Consider the following 17483-nt stretch of genomic DNA (forward strand, 5'->3'; position numbering starts at 1 on the left):
GTGCCAAGTTCGACATCCGGTCGATCCCGACGATCATGGCGATCCGCGACGGCGTCATCGTCTTCGCCCAGCCGGGCGCCCTTCCCGAGTCCGCCCTGGAGAACCTGATCGAGCAGGTCGAGGCGCTACGACCTCGCCGTCCGCCGGCGCGACCTGTTGGCCGAGATCCGCGACCGGCCCGGGTTCGCCGACTTCCTCCGCCCGCCGCCGTTCGCCGCGCTGGCCGGTGCCGCCGTCGGCGGTCCCGTGGTGCTGGTGAACGTGGCCGCCCGGCGCTGCGACGCGCTTGTCGTCGCCGACGGTCGGGTCGAGTTGGTGCCGCTGCCCGAGCTGACCCTGGCCGAGCTGGTCGACCGGACGGCAGGTTTCCTGACCGCGATCGCGGTGCTCACCGGCCCGGCGGCGCCGGACGCCTCGGAGCCGCAGACGCAGCGGCGTCGAGCGGCGGCACGTGCCGAGGTCGGCCGCACCGTGGACTGGCTGTGGCGGGTCGTCGCCGCACCGGTGCTCGAGGCGGCCCTGCCCGAGGCGGCCCCGTCCGGAGCGGCCCAGCCCGACGCGGGCTGGCCACGACTGTGGTGGTGCCCCACCGGGCTGCTCACCCTGCTGCCGTTGCACGCGGCCGGCCCGCTCGACGGCGGCGACGGGGTGCTCGACCGGGTGGTGCCGTCGTACACGGCCTCGCTGCGGGCGCTGGCGCACGCCCGCCGTGGCGCACCGCCCCGACCCGAACCGGTCGACTCGGCGTTGGTGGTCGGCATGCCCCAGACCCCGGGTCTGGCCGACCTGCCCGGCGTCGGCCGGGAGGAGGAGATCGTCCGCCGGCACGTGCCCCGGGTCCGTTCGCTGCTCGGCCCGTCGGCCACCCCGGCGGCGGTGCTGGCCGCGCTGCCCGACCAGCCGGTCGTCCACCTGTCCTGTCACGGCACACAGGACCTGCGGGCACCGGCCTGGGGGCGCCTCGCGCTGGCCGGGGGCGCGCTGCACGTCCGGGACCTGTGGCGCTCCGCCGGCAACCCGGCCGCGCTGGCCGTCCTCTCCGCCTGCGAGACGGTACGCGGCGGGGCGGCCCTGCCCGACGAGGCGCTCACCCTCGGCACCGCGTTCCAGCTCGCCGGGTTTCGGCAGGTCATCGGCGCGCTCTGGTCCATCTCGGACGCGTTGACCGTGCGGCTCTGCGCCGACGTGTACGACGGCCTGGCGGTGCCCGGCGGGATCGCACCGGACCGGGCGGCCGCGGCCCTGCACCAGGCGGTCCGTCAGCTCCGCGCCGCCCTGCCCGGGCTACCCGACGTGTGGGCGGGCTACGCCCACCTCGGCCCCTGACGAGCCCCGGTCAGGCACCGGGCGCGTACCAGGTCACCCCGACGGCGGCGACCAGCAGTGCGGTGCAGAGCAGCACCAGCCACACCCCGGTGCGCAGGAACCGGACCGCCGCCAGGGCCTCCAGATGGTCGCCGAGCGGGGCCGGCGGGAGGTCCGCCACCGGGGTCACCGTCAACCGGCCGTGCGCCGCGCGCAGCAGCGCCAACGCCCCGCCCACGCCGGCGGCCAGCGCGGCGAGCAGCAGCACCCCGACCAGCGTCCCCCAGCCGGACGCGAGGGTGGTGACGTCGGTGCGGCCCCGGATCAGGCTGAACCCGACCAACGCCACCAGCAGCCCACCGAGACCGTTGCGCCAGGCCACCGCGGCCGCACGCACCCGCTCCAACTCGCCGCGCAGCAGACCCGCCACCTGCTGGGCGCGGCGCAGGTCGGCGACGGTCGCGGGCGGCCCGGGACGCAGCCGGATCATGCCTCGACCTCCAGCCGCAACGTCCAGTGCGCGCCGCACCCGCGCAACCCGAGCGGCCGGGCCGGATGGTCGGCCTCGCACTCGCAGAGCACCGTGCGGTAGTCCGGATCCGACGCCACCACCGAGGCGTCCCGCCGGTACAGCCCGTCGACGAGGGTGCTGGTCATCGAGTGGTCGCAGCGGGGGCACCGCCCGCTGAGCTGCACCGCGAACTCGAACTCGCGCACCGCGAAGCCCGCCGCGGCCCGCGCCGCGTACGCCTCGTCGGTCACCTCGGCGTACGGCAGCGCGCCCGCCGCCGGCTCGTCGTCACCCATCCCGACCTCCCAAAGGCCCGCCGCCCGGATCGTCCACCGTAGTCGGTCACGGCACCCCGACCGGGTGGACCAACGGGTCGACGTCCGCATCGATCGTCGATGCCCGGCGCCAACCCGACCGGGGTCAGTTGCGCCGAGCGACCCGTACGGCCGGCACCGGCGTGCGACGCTGGGGCTCGTGCCGGCGACACCGGCCGGGCCGGTACGTGCCGGCGCGACGGCGGAGGGAGCACCCATGGCGGGAGTGCCGCAGCTCAACTTCGCGCTCGACACGTACGAGTGCATCGTGATCTATCCCGGCGCGGCCGGACGGGCCCTGCCCGCCGAGACCGTGCAACGGTTGCAGGCCGAGCACACCGAGCACATGCAGGCGTTGCAGCGCAGCGGCATCATCCTGGTCGCCGGCTCGGTGGACGGGCCGGCCCGCAACCCAGACCCGCCGATCGGCTTCGGGCTGGCCCGCACCGGCAGTGTCGACGACGTCCGCAGCGTCCTCGAAGCCGATCCGGCCGTGCAGGCCGGTCTCTACCGGGTGGACGTGCTGACCTTCCTCTGCCCGGCCGGTTCACTGGAGTTCCCGCTGGTGAAGACTCAGAGCTGACCTGGCGGTCCATCGGTGGCTGTCGTGATGGTGACGGCGTCCGGCCGCCCGCCGGTGCTACGGTCGCGCCCTGCGCGGGCCGCCGCCGGGGCGTACCCGGCGCCACTGGTCGGCCCCGGTCGAGGAGTCGCCATGATCTCCGCCGCCAGCCCCGACGTCGCGTCCGCCGCAGCCCGGCTGCGCGCCCTGCTCGGTGACCGGCTGCACGAGCCGGGCGATCCCGCCTTCGACACCACCACCCGGCTCTGGAACGGCGCCGTGGACCGTTCGCCCGCGCTGGTCGCCGAGTGCCTGGACGCCGACGAGGTCGCCGGCGTGCTCCGCGTCGCCGCCCGGTGCCACCTGCCGGTGTCGGTCCGCTCCGGCGGCCACGACTGGGCCGGGCGGGCGTTGCGCGACGGCGGTGTGGTGCTCGACCTGACCGGACTGCGCGCTGTCGACATCGACGCGGACACGGCCACGATCACCGTCGGCGGCGGGGTGACGGCGGCCGGTCTGCTGGCCGCCGCCCACCCGTACGGCCTGGTGGTGCCCACCGGCACCGTCCGGGACGTGGGCATGGCCGGGCTGACCCTGGCCGGCGGTTACGGCCCGCTGTGCGGCCGGTTCGGGCTGCCCCTGGACAACCTGCTCGGTGCCGAGGTGGTCCTCGCCGACGGCCGTCGGGTCACCGCCGATCCGGATCACGACGCCGAGCTGTACTGGGCGCTGCGCGGTGGCGGGGGCAACCTCGGCGTGGTCACCGAGCTGCGCTACCGCGCGCACCGGCTGCCCGGCGTGCTGGCCGGCATGATCATGTTCGCGTTGGCCGAGGCGCCGGCCGTGCTGCGCGGCTACGGCGCGCTGCTCGCCGAGGCCCCGGACGAGCTGACCGTGATGGCCGGCTTCCTGCCCGGCCCGGCCGGCGAGCCGGTGGTCTTCGTCTGCCCGTTCTACAGCGGCCCGGACCTGGACGCCGGGCAGCCGTGGATGGACCGGCTGCGGGCGCTGGGCACGCCGCTGGTCGACCAGATCACCCCGATGCCGTACGCGGACGCGGTGCGGATGTTCGACGGCGGGATGGTCGACGGCAACCACTATCTGCTGCGCACCCGCTGGCTGCCGGGGCTCACCGACGGCGCCGTGGACACACTCGTCGACGCCGCCCGGCAGGTCAGCTCGCCGTACTCCGCGGTGGCCCTGCACCACTTCCACGGCGCGGCCACCCGGGTCGGGCTCGCCGACACCGCGTTCGGCCTGCGTACCGACCACGTGCTCACCGAGATCATCGCGGTCTGGGCGCCGGGGGAGGAGGCCGGACCGCACCGGGACTGGGCCGAGCACACCTCGGCGGCCCTCGCACCGCTCGCCCTGCCCGGCGGCTATCCGAACCTGCTCGCCCCGGAGGAGACCGACCGGGTCCGGCTGGCCTACGGCCCGAACTGGGCGCGCCTGCGGCAGGCCAAGCGGCACTACGACCCGCGCGACCTGATCACCGCGGTGCCCACCCTGCCCCCGTCGGGGCACCGCGGGTGAGCCGCCGCCGGGAGCACCCCGAGGGTGTACGCGGGCGGAGGCGTACGATTCCGGGCGCGCGGTCGCCGTTGCCCGTCGCCACAACGTTCCCGGTGCGGTTCTGCCCGCCGGCCCGACGTGCACCGCGCGTCGTTGGACACCTGTTCCGCTGCCTGCAAGGGGTCGGCCACGAATCCGACCCGAAGGAGAGACTAGCCTGATGGGCGTGACACGCCGCGCGAAGATCGTCTGCACTCTTGGCCCCGCCACCTCGTCCCCGGAGCGCATCCGGGGCCTCGTCGAGGCCGGTATGAACGTGGCGAGGCTCAACTTCAGCCACGGCAGCCACGCCGATCACGAGGCGGTCTACCGGCTGGTCCGGGAGGCGTCCGAGGCGGCCGGCAAGCCGGTGGCCGTCCTCGCCGACCTGCAGGGGCCCAAGATCCGGCTTGGCCGGTTCGCCGACGGCCCGCACGAGTGGCGCACCGGCGACTCGGTCGTGATCACCGGCGACGACATCGTCGGCACCAAGGAGCGGGTCTCCTGCACGTACCGCAAGCTGCCGCAGGAGGTGAAGCCCGGTGACCGCCTGCTGATCGACGACGGCCGGGTCGCCGTCGAGGTCACCGACGTCACCGGCAACGACATCCGCTGCCTGGTCACCGAGGGCGGTCCGGTCTCCAACAACAAGGGCGTCTCGCTGCCCAACGTGGCGGTCAGCGTTCCCGCCATGTCGGACAAGGACGCCGAGGATCTGCGCTTCTCCCTCGGGCTCGGTGTCGACCTGGTCGCCCTGTCCTTCGTCCGGTCGGCCGAGGACATCAAGCTCGTGCACGGGATCATGGCCGAGGAGGGCGTGTTCCGGCCGGTGCTGGCCAAGGTCGAGAAGCCGGAGGCCGTGGAGCACCTCGAGGCCATCGTGCTGGCCTTCGACGGCGTGATGGTCGCCCGCGGTGACCTCGGTGTCGAGATGCCGCTGGACGAGGTCCCGCTGGTGCAGAAGCGGGCCGTGCAGCTGTGCCGGGAGAACGCCAAGCCGGTCATCGTGGCCACCCAGATGCTCGACTCCATGATCGAGAACTCCCGCCCCACCCGGGCGGAGGCCTCCGACGTGGCCAACGCGGTGCTCGACGGCGCGGACGCGGTGATGCTGTCCGGCGAGACCAGCGTCGGCAAGTACCCGGTGCTGACGGTCAGCACCATGGCCAAGATCGTGACGACGACCGAGTCCGGCTCGATCGGCGTGCCCCGGCTGCAGCACGACCCGCGTACCCACGGCGGCGCGCTCACCGTGGCCGCCTCGTCGATCGCCCGGGCCATCAACGCCAAGGCCCTGGTCGCCTTCTCGCAGACCGGCGACACCGTCCGACGGCTCTCCCGGCTGCACTGTGACCTGCCGCTGCTGGCCTTCACCCCGGTCCCCGAGGTGCGTGACCAGCTCGCCCTGACCTGGGGCGTGGAGACCTTCCTGATGCCGTTCGTGCAGCACACCGACGACATGTTCCGCCAGGTCGACCAGGCGCTGCTCGGCCTCAACCGGGCCAACCCGGGCGACTACGTGGTGATCGTGGCGGGCAGCCCGCCCGGCACCCCCGGCTCGACCAACACGCTGCGCGTCCACCAGCTGGGCTCGCTGGTCGACGCCGCGTCGGCGCGGGCACTGCAGTGAGCGACGGTCGGGTCGCGGTCGGCCAGGCGGCGGTGGACCAGCTGCTGGAGGTACTGGACCTCGACTCGACCGGGGAGATGACGTTCCGGGGGATGAGCCCCCGGGTCGGCCCGCAGCGGGTGTTCGGCGGCCAGGTAGCCGGTCAGGCCCTGGTCGCCGCCGGCCGCACGGTCGACCCGGAGCGGTTCGTGCACTCCCTGCACGGCTACTTCGTCCGCCCCGGCGACCCGGCCGAACCGATCGCCTACCAGGTGGAGAACATCCGCGACGGTCGCTCCTTCTCGGTGCGCCGCGCGGTCGCCCTCCAGCACGACAAGCCGATCTTCTTCATGTCGGCGTCCTTCCAGCGGGCCGAGGAGGGGCTGGACCACCAGGCGCCGGCCCCGCCGGACGTGCCCGCCCCGCAGGACGTACCGACGATGAGCGACCGGTTGGCCCGCTACCCGGAGCGGCTGGGCATCTGGGGTCAGATCCCGCGTCCCATCGACGTGCGTTACGTCGGTGAGCCCGGCTGGGTCCGCCCCGGTGACCGGCCGGCCGACCCGCACCAGCGGGTGTGGATGCGCATCGACGGCAAACTGCCCGACGACCCGCTGCTGCACGCCTGCGCCCTCACCTACGCCTCGGACCTCACCCTGCTGGACTCGGTGCTGTCCGTACACGGCGAGGTGTGGGGGCCGGGCGGTGTGGTCGGCGCGAGCCTCGACCACGCCCTCTGGTTCCACCGGCCGTTCCGCGCCGACGAGTGGTTCCTCTACGACTGCTGGAGTCCGTCGGCGTCCGGCGCGCGAGGGCTGGCCACCGGCCGGATGTTCACCACCGACGGCCGGCAGATCGCCAGCGCCGTGCAGGAGGGTCTGCTGCGCCGCGTCGGCGCCTGAGCCCGCTCGGCCCCGTCCCCGCCAGGTACGCACCTGGCGGGGATGCGCACATCAGGGCTGGTGGATGGCCTCGCCGGCGATCTCGATCTGCACGGTTTTGCCGACCAGCACCCCACCGCTCTCCAGGACGACATTCCACAGCAGACCGTAGTCCTCGCGGTTGATTTCGGCCGTCGCGCTGAAACCGAAGATGTTCTGCCCGTACGGATCCTGACGAGCGCCACCGAAATTCACCTGCAGGTCGACGGCCCGGGTGATTCCCTTCACGGTCAACTCGCCGGTGAGGACGAATCGTCCCGGCGCCGAGTCCGACTGCGGCGGGGAAATGTGACTTCTGCCTCGTCCGCCGAGCCGGTGGTTACGCAACCGCGCCCATTGGAAGATGGGGTCCTCGTTGCCCTTCCATTCGATGCCCGTGCTTCGATATTCGAGGGTGGGGTAGCGCTCCACATCGAGGAAGTCGGCACTCTTCAGGTGCGTGTCCCGGTCGAGGCTGCCGGTGGTGATGCTCGCCGTCTCGATGGTCGCGGTCACGGACGAGAGCAGCGGATCCTCCGCCACGAAGACCTGCGCGGATGCCTCGGCGAACTCGCCGCGCACCGGGCTCACCATCATGTGCCGGGACAGGAAACCGATCCGCTTGTGCGCCTGATCGAGACGATAGGTGCCGGCGACCGGGATGGTCATGCCATCCCAGATGCGTGTGGCGACATCGGTCATCGTGTTGCCTTCCCCCCGAGCTGATCCGGGTGTTTATCAATATGTTTCTGGAGGCCGCCCAAAGGGTCAGACAGTCGTACTCCCCGCCCAGCATAAGGACGCTTGGCCGAGGCACTTCGGGCCCCACCCGACGGTGGATCATGACGCACATCACCGGCGACGTTGATGATCGGCTGAGGGCCGCCCGTACGGCCGGATGGTCACCGGGCTAACCTTGCCGACATGCGCCTTTCCGCCCGGGTCGACTACGCCCTCCGCGCGGCCGCGGAACTCGCCGCGACGGCCAGCGGCCCCGGGCGCGGACGGCCGGTCACGGCCGACCAGATCGCCCGAGCCCAGGAGATCCCGCCGAAGTTCCTGGAGAGCATCCTGTTGCAGCTGCGCCGGGGCGGCATCGTGCACGCCCAGCGCGGCCCGGAGGGCGGCTACTGGCTCGCCCGCCCGGCCGAGGAGATCTCCCTCGCCGAGGTGATTCGCGTGATCGACGGCCCGCTCGCCCACGTACGCGGACAGCGCCCGGAGCAACTCGGCTACCACGGCCCGGCCCGTGCGCTGCAGGAGGTCTGGATCGCCCTGCGGGCCAGCGAGCGGGAGATCCTGGAGTTGGTCAGCGTCGCCGACGTGGCTGCGGGCACGCTGCCCGCGCGGGTCACCGAGCTGGCCGCCGACCCGCGCGCCTGGATCTGACCCGGCACCTCGCCGCCGCGTTTCGGCCTGCGTCCGCGTTTCGGCCTGGGTCGGCGGCTGGCGTCCCATCCACCGATCGGGGGCTTGACCCTGGCAGTCCGGTGCCGCATTGTCGACCAAGTCGATAGGAGATGCCGAAAAGTCAGGGGGCGCTCGTGCGCAAGCTGCTGGTCCTCGCTCTGGTCGGGCTCGTCGCGCAGCTGGTCGACGGTTCGCTCGGCATGGCGTATGGGCTGACCTCGTCCACCCTGCTGCTGGTCGCCGGTGTCGCCCCGGCCGCCGCCTCGGCCTCGGTGCACCTGGCCGAGATCGGCACCACGCTCGCCGCCGGGGTGGCCCACTGGCGGTTCGGCAATGTCGACTGGCGGGTGGTGACCCGCATCGCGCTGCCCGGTGCCATCGGCGCGTTCGTCGGCGCCACCCTGCTCAGCTCCATCTCCACCGAGTCGGCCGCGCCGTGGATGGCCGGCATCCTCTTCACCCTCGGGGCGTACCTGCTGGTCCGTTTCGCCCGCCCCCTGCGCACCGATCGGATCGGCGGGCGGCTACGTGGCCGTTTCCTCGGCCCGCTCGGCCTGGTCGCCGGCTTCGTCGACGCCACCGGCGGCGGAGGCTGGGGTCCGGTCGCCACCCCGGCCCTGCTGGTGTCCGGCCGCCTGGAGCCGCGCAAGGTGATCGGCTCGGTGGACACCGCCGAGTTCGTGGTCGCCGGCGCCGCCAGCGTCGGCTTCCTGATCGGGCTCGGCACCGAAGGGTTCCTGCTGCCCACCGTCGCCGCGCTGCTCATCGGCGGGCTCATCGCCGCCCCGCTGGCCGCCTGGCTGGTGCGCATCGTGCCGGCCCAACTGCTCGGCGCGGCGGTCGGCGGCGTGATCGTGCTGACCAACGCCCGCACCCTGATCCGGTCCGCCGAGCTGGACGGCCCGGTCCGCCCGACGCTGTACGCCCTGCTGGCCGCCGGCTGGCTGGCCGCGCTGGTGCTGGCTGTGCGAGCGCTGCGGAGAACCCGCCGGGCCCGTGCCCTGGCCGCCGAGGCCGCGAGCGCTTCCCCCGGCACCCCCGCCGGCGCAACGGATGCTGCGCCCGCCGACGCGAGCGCGGCCGATCTGGCCATCTCGGGTACGCGACACCCACGCTGACCCCCCCGGTCCTGCCCCGTCCCAACCCGACCTGGTCACCTGCTTGAGCAGCCGACCCGCGCCGATCTTGCGCCTTCGGATGTCGACCTGGGCAGGAATGCCCCTTGTGTCGGGACAGAAAGCGCAAGATCGCGGAGTGGGGGGAGTGTGGGTCGCCGATCATGGAGTTGTGGTGCCCGACTTGTAGACTTACGGGGTTTTTGTTGCCCACCACAACTCCATGATCGGCAAGGCGGTGCCGCTGGCGAACAGCCGTCCCGCCGCACGGCCAACCAGAAGGCGTCGCAGTCGAAGCCGGTGGGCAGCCACTTGTGCGGGTCGACGCAGTACGAATCGGCGTACTCCAGGCCGGCGTATGACCAGCGCAATTCGGGGCAGACGGCCGCGGAGCCGGCGTACGCGGCGTCGATGTGCAGCCAGATGCCGTACTCGGTGCAGATCGCCCCGATCTCCGGCGGCGGGTCGACGCCGGGAAGGCAGTAACGGTCGTCGATGTTGCGGACCGGAAAGCGCTTGCCCTACGATGCGGCTTGAGTCGGATCCGTGAGTTCCAGGGCGTTCACCCCCGATCAGACCGCCGTCCGTCGCCGTCGCGACGGGAGGGTCCACCGTGCTTCCCGGGCAGGGCCGGTTGGACAGCAGCGGTCGTCACCGGATCCCCGGAGGCAGTTCATGCACCCGTCCAGACAACGGCTGATCGTGCTCGCCGCCTCGACGGCGGCAGCCGTCGTGGCCGGCACCGTCGGCGCGGTCGTCGCCTCGGCCGCCGCCGCCGGCTGTCGTGTCGACTATCAGGTCACCAACCAGTGGCAGGGCGGCTTCGGCGCCAACGTCACCGTCACCAACCTCGGCGACTCACTCAACGGCTGGGCGCTGACCTGGTCGTACGCCGCGGGGCAGCAGGTCACGCAGGCGTGGAGCGCGGCCGTCACCCAGTCCGGCGCGCAGGTCACCGCGCGCAACGTCGACTACAACGCCGCCATCGCGACCAACGGCACCGCGGCGTTCGGCTTCAACGCCTCGTGGACCGGCAGCAATCCGGCGCCGACCAGCTTCGCGCTCAACGGCGTCACCTGCACCGGCGCGCCACCCACCGACGGCCCGACCACACCACCGCCGACCACACCACCGCCGACCACACCGCCACCGACCACACCACCGCCGACCGGCAGCGGGATGCAGATGGAGAACCTCGACCGGGGCCTCGTCAGCGTCCGCTCCGGCAGCGGCAACCTGGTCTCCTGGCGGCTGCTCGGCACCGAGACCTCCGGGGTGGCGTTCAATCTCTACCGGGGCTCGACCAGGGTCAACTCCAGCCCGATCGCCGGGGCGACCAATTATCTCGACAGCGGCGCGGCGGCCGGTTCGGCGTACACCGTGCGGGCCGTGGTGGACGGCGCCGAGCAGGCGGCGTCGGCGCCCGCCCTGCAGTTCGGCAACGGCTACCTGGACGTGCCGTTGCAGGTCCCGGCCGGCGGCAGCACCCCCAGCGGGGAGAGCTACACCTACAGCGCCAACGACGCCTCCGTCGGCGACCTCAACGGCGACGGCAGCTACGAGATCGTGCTCAAGTGGGATCCGTCGAACGCCAAGGACAACTCCCAGTCCGGCTACACCGGCAACGTCTACGTCGACGCGTACACCCTCACCGGCACCCGGTTGTGGCGCATCGACCTGGGCCGCAACATCCGCGCCGGCGCGCACTACACCCAGTTCCAGGTGTACGACTACGACGGCGACGGCCGCGCCGAGGTGGCCATGAAGACCGCCGACGGCACCCGCTCCGGCACCGGCCAGGTCATCGGCTCGTCGTCGGCCGACTACCGCAACTCCAGCGGCTACGTGCTGTCCGGCCCGGAGTACCTGACCATGTTCAACGGCCAGACCGGCGCGATCGCCTCCACCGTCACCTACGACCCGCCACGGGGCACCGTCTCGTCCTGGGGCGACTCGTACGGCAACCGGGTCGACCGGTTCCTCGCCGGCACCGCGTACCTCGACGGGCAGCGCCCGTCACTGATCATGGCCCGGGGCTACTACACCCGCGCGGTGATCGCGGCCTGGGACTTCCGCGACGGCACGCTGCGCAAGCGCTGGATGTTCGACTCGAACGCCTCCGGCAACGGCGCCGCCGCCGGTCAGGGCAACCACCAGCTCTCCGTCGCCGATGTCGACGCCGACGGCCGCCAGGAGATCGTGTACGGCGCCGCGACCATCGACGACAACGGTCGGCTGCTCTACTCGACGGGCAACGGGCACGGCGACGCCCTGCACGTCGGTGACCTCGACCCGGGCCGTGCCGGCCTGGAGGTGTTCAAGGTCGACGAGGACGCCAGCAAACCCAGCTCCTGGTTCGCCGACGCCCGTACCGGTCAGATCCTCTGGTCCACCGCGGCCTCGGGCGACAACGGCCGCGGGGTGTCCGCGGACATCTGGTCGGGTAGCCCCGGCGCGGAGTCGTGGTCGTCGGCGGTCGCCGGGCTGGCCAACACCCGAGGGCAGAACGTCGGCCGCAAGCCGTCGTCGGCCAACTTCCTCGCCTGGTGGGACGGCGACCCGGTGCGGGAACTGCTGGACGCCACGAGGATCGACAAGTACGGCACCGGCGGCGACACCCGACTGCTCGACGGCAGTCAGGTGGCGTCCAACAACGGCACCAAGTCCACGCCGGCGCTCTCCGGCGACATCGTGGGGGACTGGCGTGAGGAGGTGATCTGGCGGACCACCGACAGCCGGGCGTTGCGCGTCTACAGCACACCCACCCCGACCAGCACCCGGATCCACACCCTGATGCACGATCCGCAGTACCGGGTGGCCGTCGCCTGGCAGAACACGGCCTACAACCAGCCGCCGCACCCGGGGTTCTTCATCGGCGCCGGAATGGCGAACCCGCCGACCCCGAACATCTACCTACGTTGATCTGACCCCTGGCGGTCCCGACCGGGGTCGCCTAGGGTGGCAGGCACCGGGCCGCAGCCGCGGAATCCGCTCAGCTCCGGCCCGGTGCGCCACACCGCGGCATCCCCGACCCGTCCCGACCGGGAATGCCGTACCACCACCGGCACTAACGTTAGGCACCGTCCGGGTCGCGGGGGTGACGCTGACGTGAAGATCGTGTTTCACGCGTCCCGGTGCAGGCCGCCCGCCACCTGTTCGGCGATCAACTCGTACGAGCGCACCCGGTCCTCGACGTCGTACACCAGCGTGGTCAGCATCAGCTCGTCCGCGCCGGTGCGCTCCTGCAAGTCGGTCAACTGCCGGCGCACCGTCTCCGGCGAGCCCATCGCCTGACCGTCGCGGCGCGCCACGACGAACTCCCGCTCGATCTCGGTGTACGGGTACGCCGCCGCCTCGTCGGGCGTCGACAGCGGCTCCGGCCGGCCGGAGCGCAGCTTCAAAAACGACAGGGCGGCAGGGCCGGCAAGCCACTCGGCGCGTTCGTCGGTGTCCGCGCAGACGGCGTTGACCGCCACCATCGCGTACGGCTCGTCCAGCCACTGCGAGGGCCGGAAGTTCTGCCGGTACAGCGCCAGCGCCGGCAACGTGTTCGCCGAGCTGAAGTGGTGCGCGAAGGAGAACGGCAGACCGAGCAGGCCAGCGAGCTGCGCGCTGAAACCGCTGGACCCGAGCAGCCACACGGCCGGCTGCTCGCCGCGACCCGGGGTGGCGATGATCTGCCCCGGCTTCTCCCCGCTGAAGTAGTTCATCAGGTCGGCCAGCTCGCGCGGGAAACCCTCCGCCGACAGGCCCTCCATCGTCCGCCGCAACGCCAGTGCCGTCACCTGGTCGGTGCCCGGCGCCCGACCGATGCCCAGGTCGATCCGACCCGGGTGCAGCGCCTCCAGGGTGCCGAACTGCTCGGCCACCACCAGCGGCGCGTGGTTGGGCAGCATCACCCCACCCGACCCGAGGCGGATCGTCGAGGTGTTCGCGGCCAGGTGCGCCAGCAGCACGGCGGGTGCGGAACTGGCGATCGCCGGCATGTTGTGGTGCTCGGCCACCCAGAACCGGTGGTAGCCCAACTCCTCGGCACGCCGGGCCAGCTCGGTGGTGGCCTGCAACGCGGCGCCGGCGGTGGCGCCCTTCGCGACCGGAGCAAGATCAAGAACAGACAACGGTACGGTGATCACACGTGGTGCCAACTCCCCGGCCTGGGAGTTCATTCCTCTTTCCGCTCAGCCCATCCCGCGGGCCTGCTCGAAGATCAGGCTGGTCTGGGTGTGCTGCACCACCGGATCCACCGCGAGATGATCCAGCACGAAGTCGCGCAACGCGTCACCGGACGCCGCTCGCACGTGCAGCACGTAGTCCTCCGCGCCGGCCACGTGGAACACCGACACCACACCCGGCAGCCGCACCGACCGGGCCCGGAACGCGTCCACCGCCGCCCGCTCGTGCGCGGTCAACCGCACCGACACCAACGCCTGCAACGGCAGACCCAGCGCGGCCGGATCCACCTCGGCGTGGAAACCGCGGATCGCGCCCCGCTCGCGCAGCGCCCGCGTACGGGTCAGGCACGTCGACGGCGCCACCCCCACCCGCTCGGCGAGGGCGTTGTTCGGCAGCCGGCCATCCGCGGCCAACTCGGACAGGATCGCGCGGTCCACCTCGTCCAGGGGCGGATACGGTCGCACTTCGTTCGGCTCAGGGGGCATCCCGCCATCCTTGCCCGAATCAAACGCCTAAGCCAGGGTCCTTGGCAGAATCATCTACCGATCCATTGCTTCCAGGCAGGTGGATGTTCGACGCTACCGGCATGACGACGGTAGACACCCGAGCCGTACACGCCGGCCGCGACGACCTGCGCGCCCTCGGCGTACACGTACCACCGATCGATTTCTCCACCACCAACCCGCTGCCCTCGGTCGACGACGGCGGCGCCTCCTACGAGCTGCTCGCCACCGGCGGCCCCCTCCCCGCCGACGGCAGCGCCGTCTACCAGCGGCTCTGGAACCCGACCGTCGCCCGCTTCGAAACCGCCCTCGCCGACCTCGAAGGCACCGACCAGGCCGTCGCCTTCGCCAGCGGCATGGCCGCCCTCACCGCCACCCTGCTCGCCGCCACCCGCGACGGCCGTCGACACGTCGTCGCCGTCCGACCCCTGTACGGCGGCACCGACCACGTCCTCGCCACCGGGCTGCTCGGCACCACCGTCACCTGGGCACACCCCGACCAGGTCACCGCCGCCCTGCGACCCGACACCGCGCTGGTCATCGTCGAGACGCCCGCCAACCCCACCCTCGACCTCGTCGACATCGCCGCCCTCGCCACCGCCGCCGGCGACGTCCCCCTGCTCGTCGACAACACCGTCGCCACGCCCGTGCTCCAGCAACCCGCCCGCCACGGCGCCGCCCTCGTCCTGCACAGCGCCACCAAGAGCATCGGCGGACACGGCGACGTCCTCGCCGGCGCCGTCGCCTGCGACAGCCACTGGGCCACGAAACTGCGCCAGGTCCGCGCCGTCACCGGCGCGATCCTGCACCCACTCGGCGGCTACCTCCTGCACCGTGGCCTGCAGACCCTGCCGCTACGGGTCCGCGCCCAGCAGGCCACCGCCGAGAAGATCGCCGGCTGGCTCGCCGACCACCCCGCCGTACACCGGGTGCACCACCCCTCCGTGCACGACCCGGCGGCGCTGGTCGGTCGTCAGATGGCCGGACCCGGCAGCCTGCTCGCCTTCGAGGTACGCGGCGGCGCCTGCGCCGCGGCCGCCGTCGCCGGCGCCTGTCAACTGATCACCCACGCGGTGTCCCTCGGCGGCGTGGACACCCTCATCCAGCACCCCGCGTCACTCACCCACCGGCCGGTCGACGGCGACGCGAAGCCCGCCGCCGCGCTGCTGCGCCTCTCGATCGGCCTCGAAGATCCCGAGGACCTGCGCGCCGACCTCGCCCGCGCCCTCGACACGATCGCCTGATCAGCGCAGTTCGCGGTTGCCCAGCACCCGGGTCGGCGAACCCTCCCGGGCCACCCGCAGCATCGCCCGACCGATCCCGTCGGTCGTGGTGACCTGGTTCGGCAGCAGCCGCCGCAACACCGGGAACAGCGGACGCGTGAGGTCGTACCCGAGCCGGTACCACCGGGTTTTCGACACCGCCCCGTACGTCGGCTGGATGAACCCGGGCCGCGCCGCGTACCCGTTGGGCAGCAGGTCGATGATCGCGTTCTCGGCCCGACCCTTCACCCGCGCCCACATCACCCGCCCCTGACCCGACGAATCGGTCCCCTGCCCCGAAACGTAGACGAACGCGCTGGACCTTCGCCGCGAGCACCTGCCGCATGCTGGCGTCGCACGCCTCGATCAAGCCCGGCCAACTACCGCTGCAAGCGATGCGCAGCACTGGTACCCGAGCGGAGGTGACGAGATGCCCGTCGCCCAGGTAGCGACCGAGCAGGTAGAGGTATGCAGACGGATCTGTCTGATTCTTGACCTCGGGCCGGCAGCGACAGCAACGGAGTTCGCTGCCGGACCTTCTCGGCTCGACCTGGTGCTTGCACCAGGCCCTGACCGTCGGATACGGAAGTCTCAGACGCCCCGCAACCTCAGCGACCGCACTGCCGGCGAGGTGCTGCTGCCGCGCACGAATGCGTAGTTCAGGTGGATGCACATGATGATTTTGGAACAGCCGTACGACACCTTTGGTGCCCCCGGTGGGAGTCGAACCCACACTGTCGGAGGTTTGAGCTCCGCTTCTCTGCCGGTTGGAATACGGGGACGCTTGGCCTAATGCTCTGGTGGCCTCCCATAGGTTACCTACTACGCTGAGGGCGGTGACACCCGGCTGGGCGGGTGTCGGGTTCGAACTGGTGGGGGTAGGACTGGTGGCCGAGATGCCGACGGATGCCGAGCGCAGGCGCGTACTGATCGCCGAGGACGAGGCGCTGATCCGGCTGGACCTCGCCGAGATGCTGGTCGAGGAGGGCTACGAGGTCGTGGGGGAGGCCGGTGACGGCGAGACCGCCGTCCGGCTCGCCGAGGAGCTGAAGCCGGATCTGGTCATCCTCGACATCAAGATGCCGATCATGGATGGGCTGGCCGCCGCCGAGCGGATCGCCGGCGCGCGGATCGCCCCGGTGATCATCCTGACCGCGTTCAGCCAGCGTGACCTGGTGGAGCGGGCGCGGGCCGCGGGCGCGATGGCGTACCTCGTGAAGCCTTTCCAGAAGAGCGACCTGGTCCCGGCGGTGGAGATCGCGCTGTCGCGCTACTCGGAGGTCGCGGCCCTGGAGGCGGAGGTCGCGAGCCTGACCGACCGCCTGGAGATCCGCAAGACGGTGGAGCGCGCCAAGGGCGCGCTGATGACGACGTACGGGATGACCGAGCCGCAGGCGTTCAAGTGGATCCAGCGCACGGCCATGGACCACCGGATGACCATGAAGGAGGTCGCCGAGCGGATCCTCGCGGAGACCGCCGGCGGTGAGGTGACGTCGCAGCCGACGGTCTGACCGTCGCGTCGGGGGCCGCGTCGGGTTGTCCGGATCGATAGCATCACATGCGTGTCGGTCCGGCGTGTGATCGCGGTGTTGGGGGCGGTGACCACGCTGCTCGGCGGCTGTCGGGCCGCTCGGGACGAGGGTCCTCCGGAGCCGGTCCGGCCGCGGTGGGAGGCGTCGGTTCTGCCGGTGCCGCCGGGGTCCGCGGGTCGGCTCGTCGCGCGTGACGCGACGGCCTGCGCGGGTCGGTGGTACGTGGTCGGTGCGGTGGCCGCACCCGATGGCGCGACCCGCCCGGCCGCCTGGGCCAGCGGGGACGGCCGCGCCTGGGCGTCGCTGCCGCTGCGTCCGATCAGTTACTACGGTGAGCGGGCCATCCTCTACGCCGTCGGCTGTCACCAGGGCCGGGTCGCGGTCATCGGGGCGCGGGCGGGCGGCGCGCACGGCAATCCGCGGGTCCGGACGTGGCGGCAGGACGCGGACGGCGGTCTGACCGAGGTGCCGGCGGAGTTCGAGCTGTACGGCGGGCCGGAGGCGGTGAGCGCCAGCCGCATCGCCGGTGGCGCCGGCGGGTGGTTGATCGCGGGCGCCCGCACGGGTGGTGCGGCGGTGTGGCGTTCCCCGGATGCGACCGACTTCCAGCTGGTTGATCGTGCCGCGGAGTTGGCCAGCGATGCGGCTCTGACGACGCTCGCCACGGACGCGCTGGCGGTGCCGGGCGGTTGGTTGGTCGGTGGTGGGGCTGT

17 protein-coding genes, 1 tRNA gene and 2 pseudogenes are annotated in these 17483 nt (G+C 72.3%); 12 read left to right on the forward strand and 8 right to left on the reverse strand.

Annotated features, from left to right (window positions below; genetic code table 11):
• Both F8271_RS21820 and F8271_RS21825 read left to right on the forward strand, forming a co-directional pair.
• A pseudogene (locus tag F8271_RS21820) lies at nt 1-128 on the forward strand (thioredoxin family protein); the annotation flags it as partial.
• A gap of 28 nt (nt 129-156) precedes the next feature.
• Nucleotides 157-1326 (forward strand): CHAT domain-containing protein, encoded by a 1170-nt coding sequence (locus tag F8271_RS21825; protein ID WP_192580395.1) that lies wholly within the window; start codon nt 157-159, stop codon nt 1324-1326.
• A gap of 10 nt (nt 1327-1336) precedes the next feature.
• On the opposite strand, the gene F8271_RS21830 is transcribed toward F8271_RS21825, so the two are convergent.
• Both F8271_RS21830 and F8271_RS21835 read right to left on the reverse strand, forming a co-directional pair.
• Complete coding sequence (locus F8271_RS21830; RefSeq protein ID WP_151491688.1) at nt 1337-1795, reverse strand: hypothetical protein; 459 nt, start codon at nt 1793-1795, stop codon at nt 1337-1339.
• Entirely contained in the window at nt 1792-2112 is a 321-nt protein-coding gene (locus tag F8271_RS21835; RefSeq protein ID WP_151491689.1) for a hypothetical protein, read from the reverse strand. The genes F8271_RS21830 and F8271_RS21835 overlap by 4 nt, the downstream gene beginning before the upstream one ends.
• 235 nt (nt 2113-2347) lie before the next feature.
• Here F8271_RS21835 and F8271_RS21840 point away from each other — a divergent pair, with 235 nt between their 5' ends.
• The 4 genes from F8271_RS21840 (at nt 2348) to F8271_RS21855 (ending at nt 6757) form a co-directional block, all read left to right on the forward strand.
• Entirely contained in the window at nt 2348-2713 is a 366-nt protein-coding gene (locus F8271_RS21840) for a YciI family protein (protein ID WP_151491690.1), read from the forward strand.
• Between the two features lie 132 nt (nt 2714-2845).
• A complete protein-coding gene (locus F8271_RS21845) occupies nt 2846-4228 on the forward strand; it encodes an FAD-binding oxidoreductase (RefSeq protein WP_192580396.1) in 1383 nt (460 codons plus the stop codon).
• Nucleotides 4229-4427: 199 nt separating this feature from the next.
• A complete protein-coding gene (gene pyk / locus F8271_RS21850; RefSeq protein WP_151491692.1) occupies nt 4428-5876 on the forward strand; it encodes a pyruvate kinase in 1449 nt (482 codons plus the stop codon).
• Complete coding sequence (locus F8271_RS21855; protein WP_151491693.1) at nt 5873-6757, forward strand: acyl-CoA thioesterase II; 885 nt, start codon at nt 5873-5875, stop codon at nt 6755-6757. The genes pyk and F8271_RS21855 overlap by 4 nt, the downstream gene beginning before the upstream one ends.
• Nucleotides 6758-6808: 51 nt before the next feature.
• On the opposite strand, the gene F8271_RS21860 is transcribed toward F8271_RS21855, so the two are convergent.
• A complete protein-coding gene (locus F8271_RS21860; RefSeq protein WP_151491694.1) occupies nt 6809-7477 on the reverse strand; it encodes a YceI family protein in 669 nt (222 codons plus the stop codon).
• A gap of 222 nt (nt 7478-7699) precedes the next feature.
• Between F8271_RS21860 and F8271_RS21865 the strand changes: the two genes are divergently transcribed.
• Nucleotides 7700-8164: an Rrf2 family transcriptional regulator gene (locus F8271_RS21865; RefSeq protein ID WP_007462839.1), complete on the forward strand. Its 465-nt coding sequence runs from the start codon at nt 7700-7702 to the stop codon at nt 8162-8164.
• Nucleotides 8165-8319: 155 nt separating this feature from the next.
• Nucleotides 8320-9303, forward strand: coding sequence for a sulfite exporter TauE/SafE family protein (locus F8271_RS21870; RefSeq protein ID WP_151491695.1), 984 nt, complete (start codon nt 8320-8322; stop codon nt 9301-9303).
• Nucleotides 9304-9338: 35 nt separating this feature from the next.
• Here the strand turns inward: F8271_RS21870 and F8271_RS33320 are convergent, their stop codons facing one another.
• Nucleotides 9339-9797: a pyridoxal-dependent decarboxylase gene (locus F8271_RS33320; protein WP_225854681.1), complete on the reverse strand. Its 459-nt coding sequence runs from the start codon at nt 9795-9797 to the stop codon at nt 9339-9341.
• Between the two features lie 178 nt (nt 9798-9975).
• Between F8271_RS33320 and F8271_RS21880 the strand changes: the two genes are divergently transcribed.
• On the forward strand, nt 9976-12222 hold the full coding sequence (locus F8271_RS21880) for a cellulose binding domain-containing protein (protein WP_151491696.1): 2247 nt from the start codon (nt 9976-9978) through the stop codon (nt 12220-12222).
• Between the two features lie 200 nt (nt 12223-12422).
• On the opposite strand, the gene F8271_RS21885 is transcribed toward F8271_RS21880, so the two are convergent.
• On the reverse strand, nt 12423-13466 hold the full coding sequence (locus tag F8271_RS21885; RefSeq protein WP_192580397.1) for an LLM class flavin-dependent oxidoreductase: 1044 nt from the start codon (nt 13464-13466) through the stop codon (nt 12423-12425).
• 12 nt (nt 13467-13478) lie between these two features.
• Complete coding sequence (locus tag F8271_RS21890; protein ID WP_151491697.1) at nt 13479-13958, reverse strand: Lrp/AsnC family transcriptional regulator; 480 nt, start codon at nt 13956-13958, stop codon at nt 13479-13481.
• Between the two features lie 83 nt (nt 13959-14041).
• On the opposite strand from F8271_RS21890, the gene F8271_RS21895 reads away from it, so the two are divergent.
• Nucleotides 14042-15220 carry a PLP-dependent aspartate aminotransferase family protein gene (locus tag F8271_RS21895; protein ID WP_151491698.1) on the forward strand — a complete coding sequence of 393 codons (1179 nt, stop codon included), beginning with the start codon at nt 14042-14044 and terminating at the stop codon, nt 15218-15220.
• Here F8271_RS21895 and F8271_RS21900 read toward each other — a convergent pair whose 3' ends face one another.
• Nucleotides 15221-15499 carry a hypothetical protein gene (locus F8271_RS21900; RefSeq protein ID WP_192580398.1) on the reverse strand — a complete coding sequence of 93 codons (279 nt, stop codon included), beginning with the start codon at nt 15497-15499 and terminating at the stop codon, nt 15221-15223.
• Nucleotides 15500-15943: 444 nt separating this feature from the next.
• Nucleotides 15944-16020, reverse strand: a tRNA-Leu gene (locus F8271_RS21905).
• Between the two features lie 105 nt (nt 16021-16125).
• On the opposite strand from F8271_RS21905, the gene F8271_RS21910 reads away from it, so the two are divergent.
• Together F8271_RS21910 and F8271_RS21915 are read left to right on the forward strand one after the other, a co-directional pair.
• A complete protein-coding gene (locus tag F8271_RS21910) occupies nt 16126-16749 on the forward strand; it encodes an ANTAR domain-containing response regulator (RefSeq protein WP_151491700.1) in 624 nt (207 codons plus the stop codon).
• A gap of 51 nt (nt 16750-16800) precedes the next feature.
• Nucleotides 16801-17483 (forward strand): annotated as a pseudogene (locus F8271_RS21915) (hypothetical protein); the annotation flags it as partial.

Origin of the sequence: Micromonospora sp. ALFpr18c, from assembly GCF_008868155.1 — a bacterium.
Lineage (GTDB): Bacteria > Actinomycetota > Actinomycetes > Mycobacteriales > Micromonosporaceae > Micromonospora.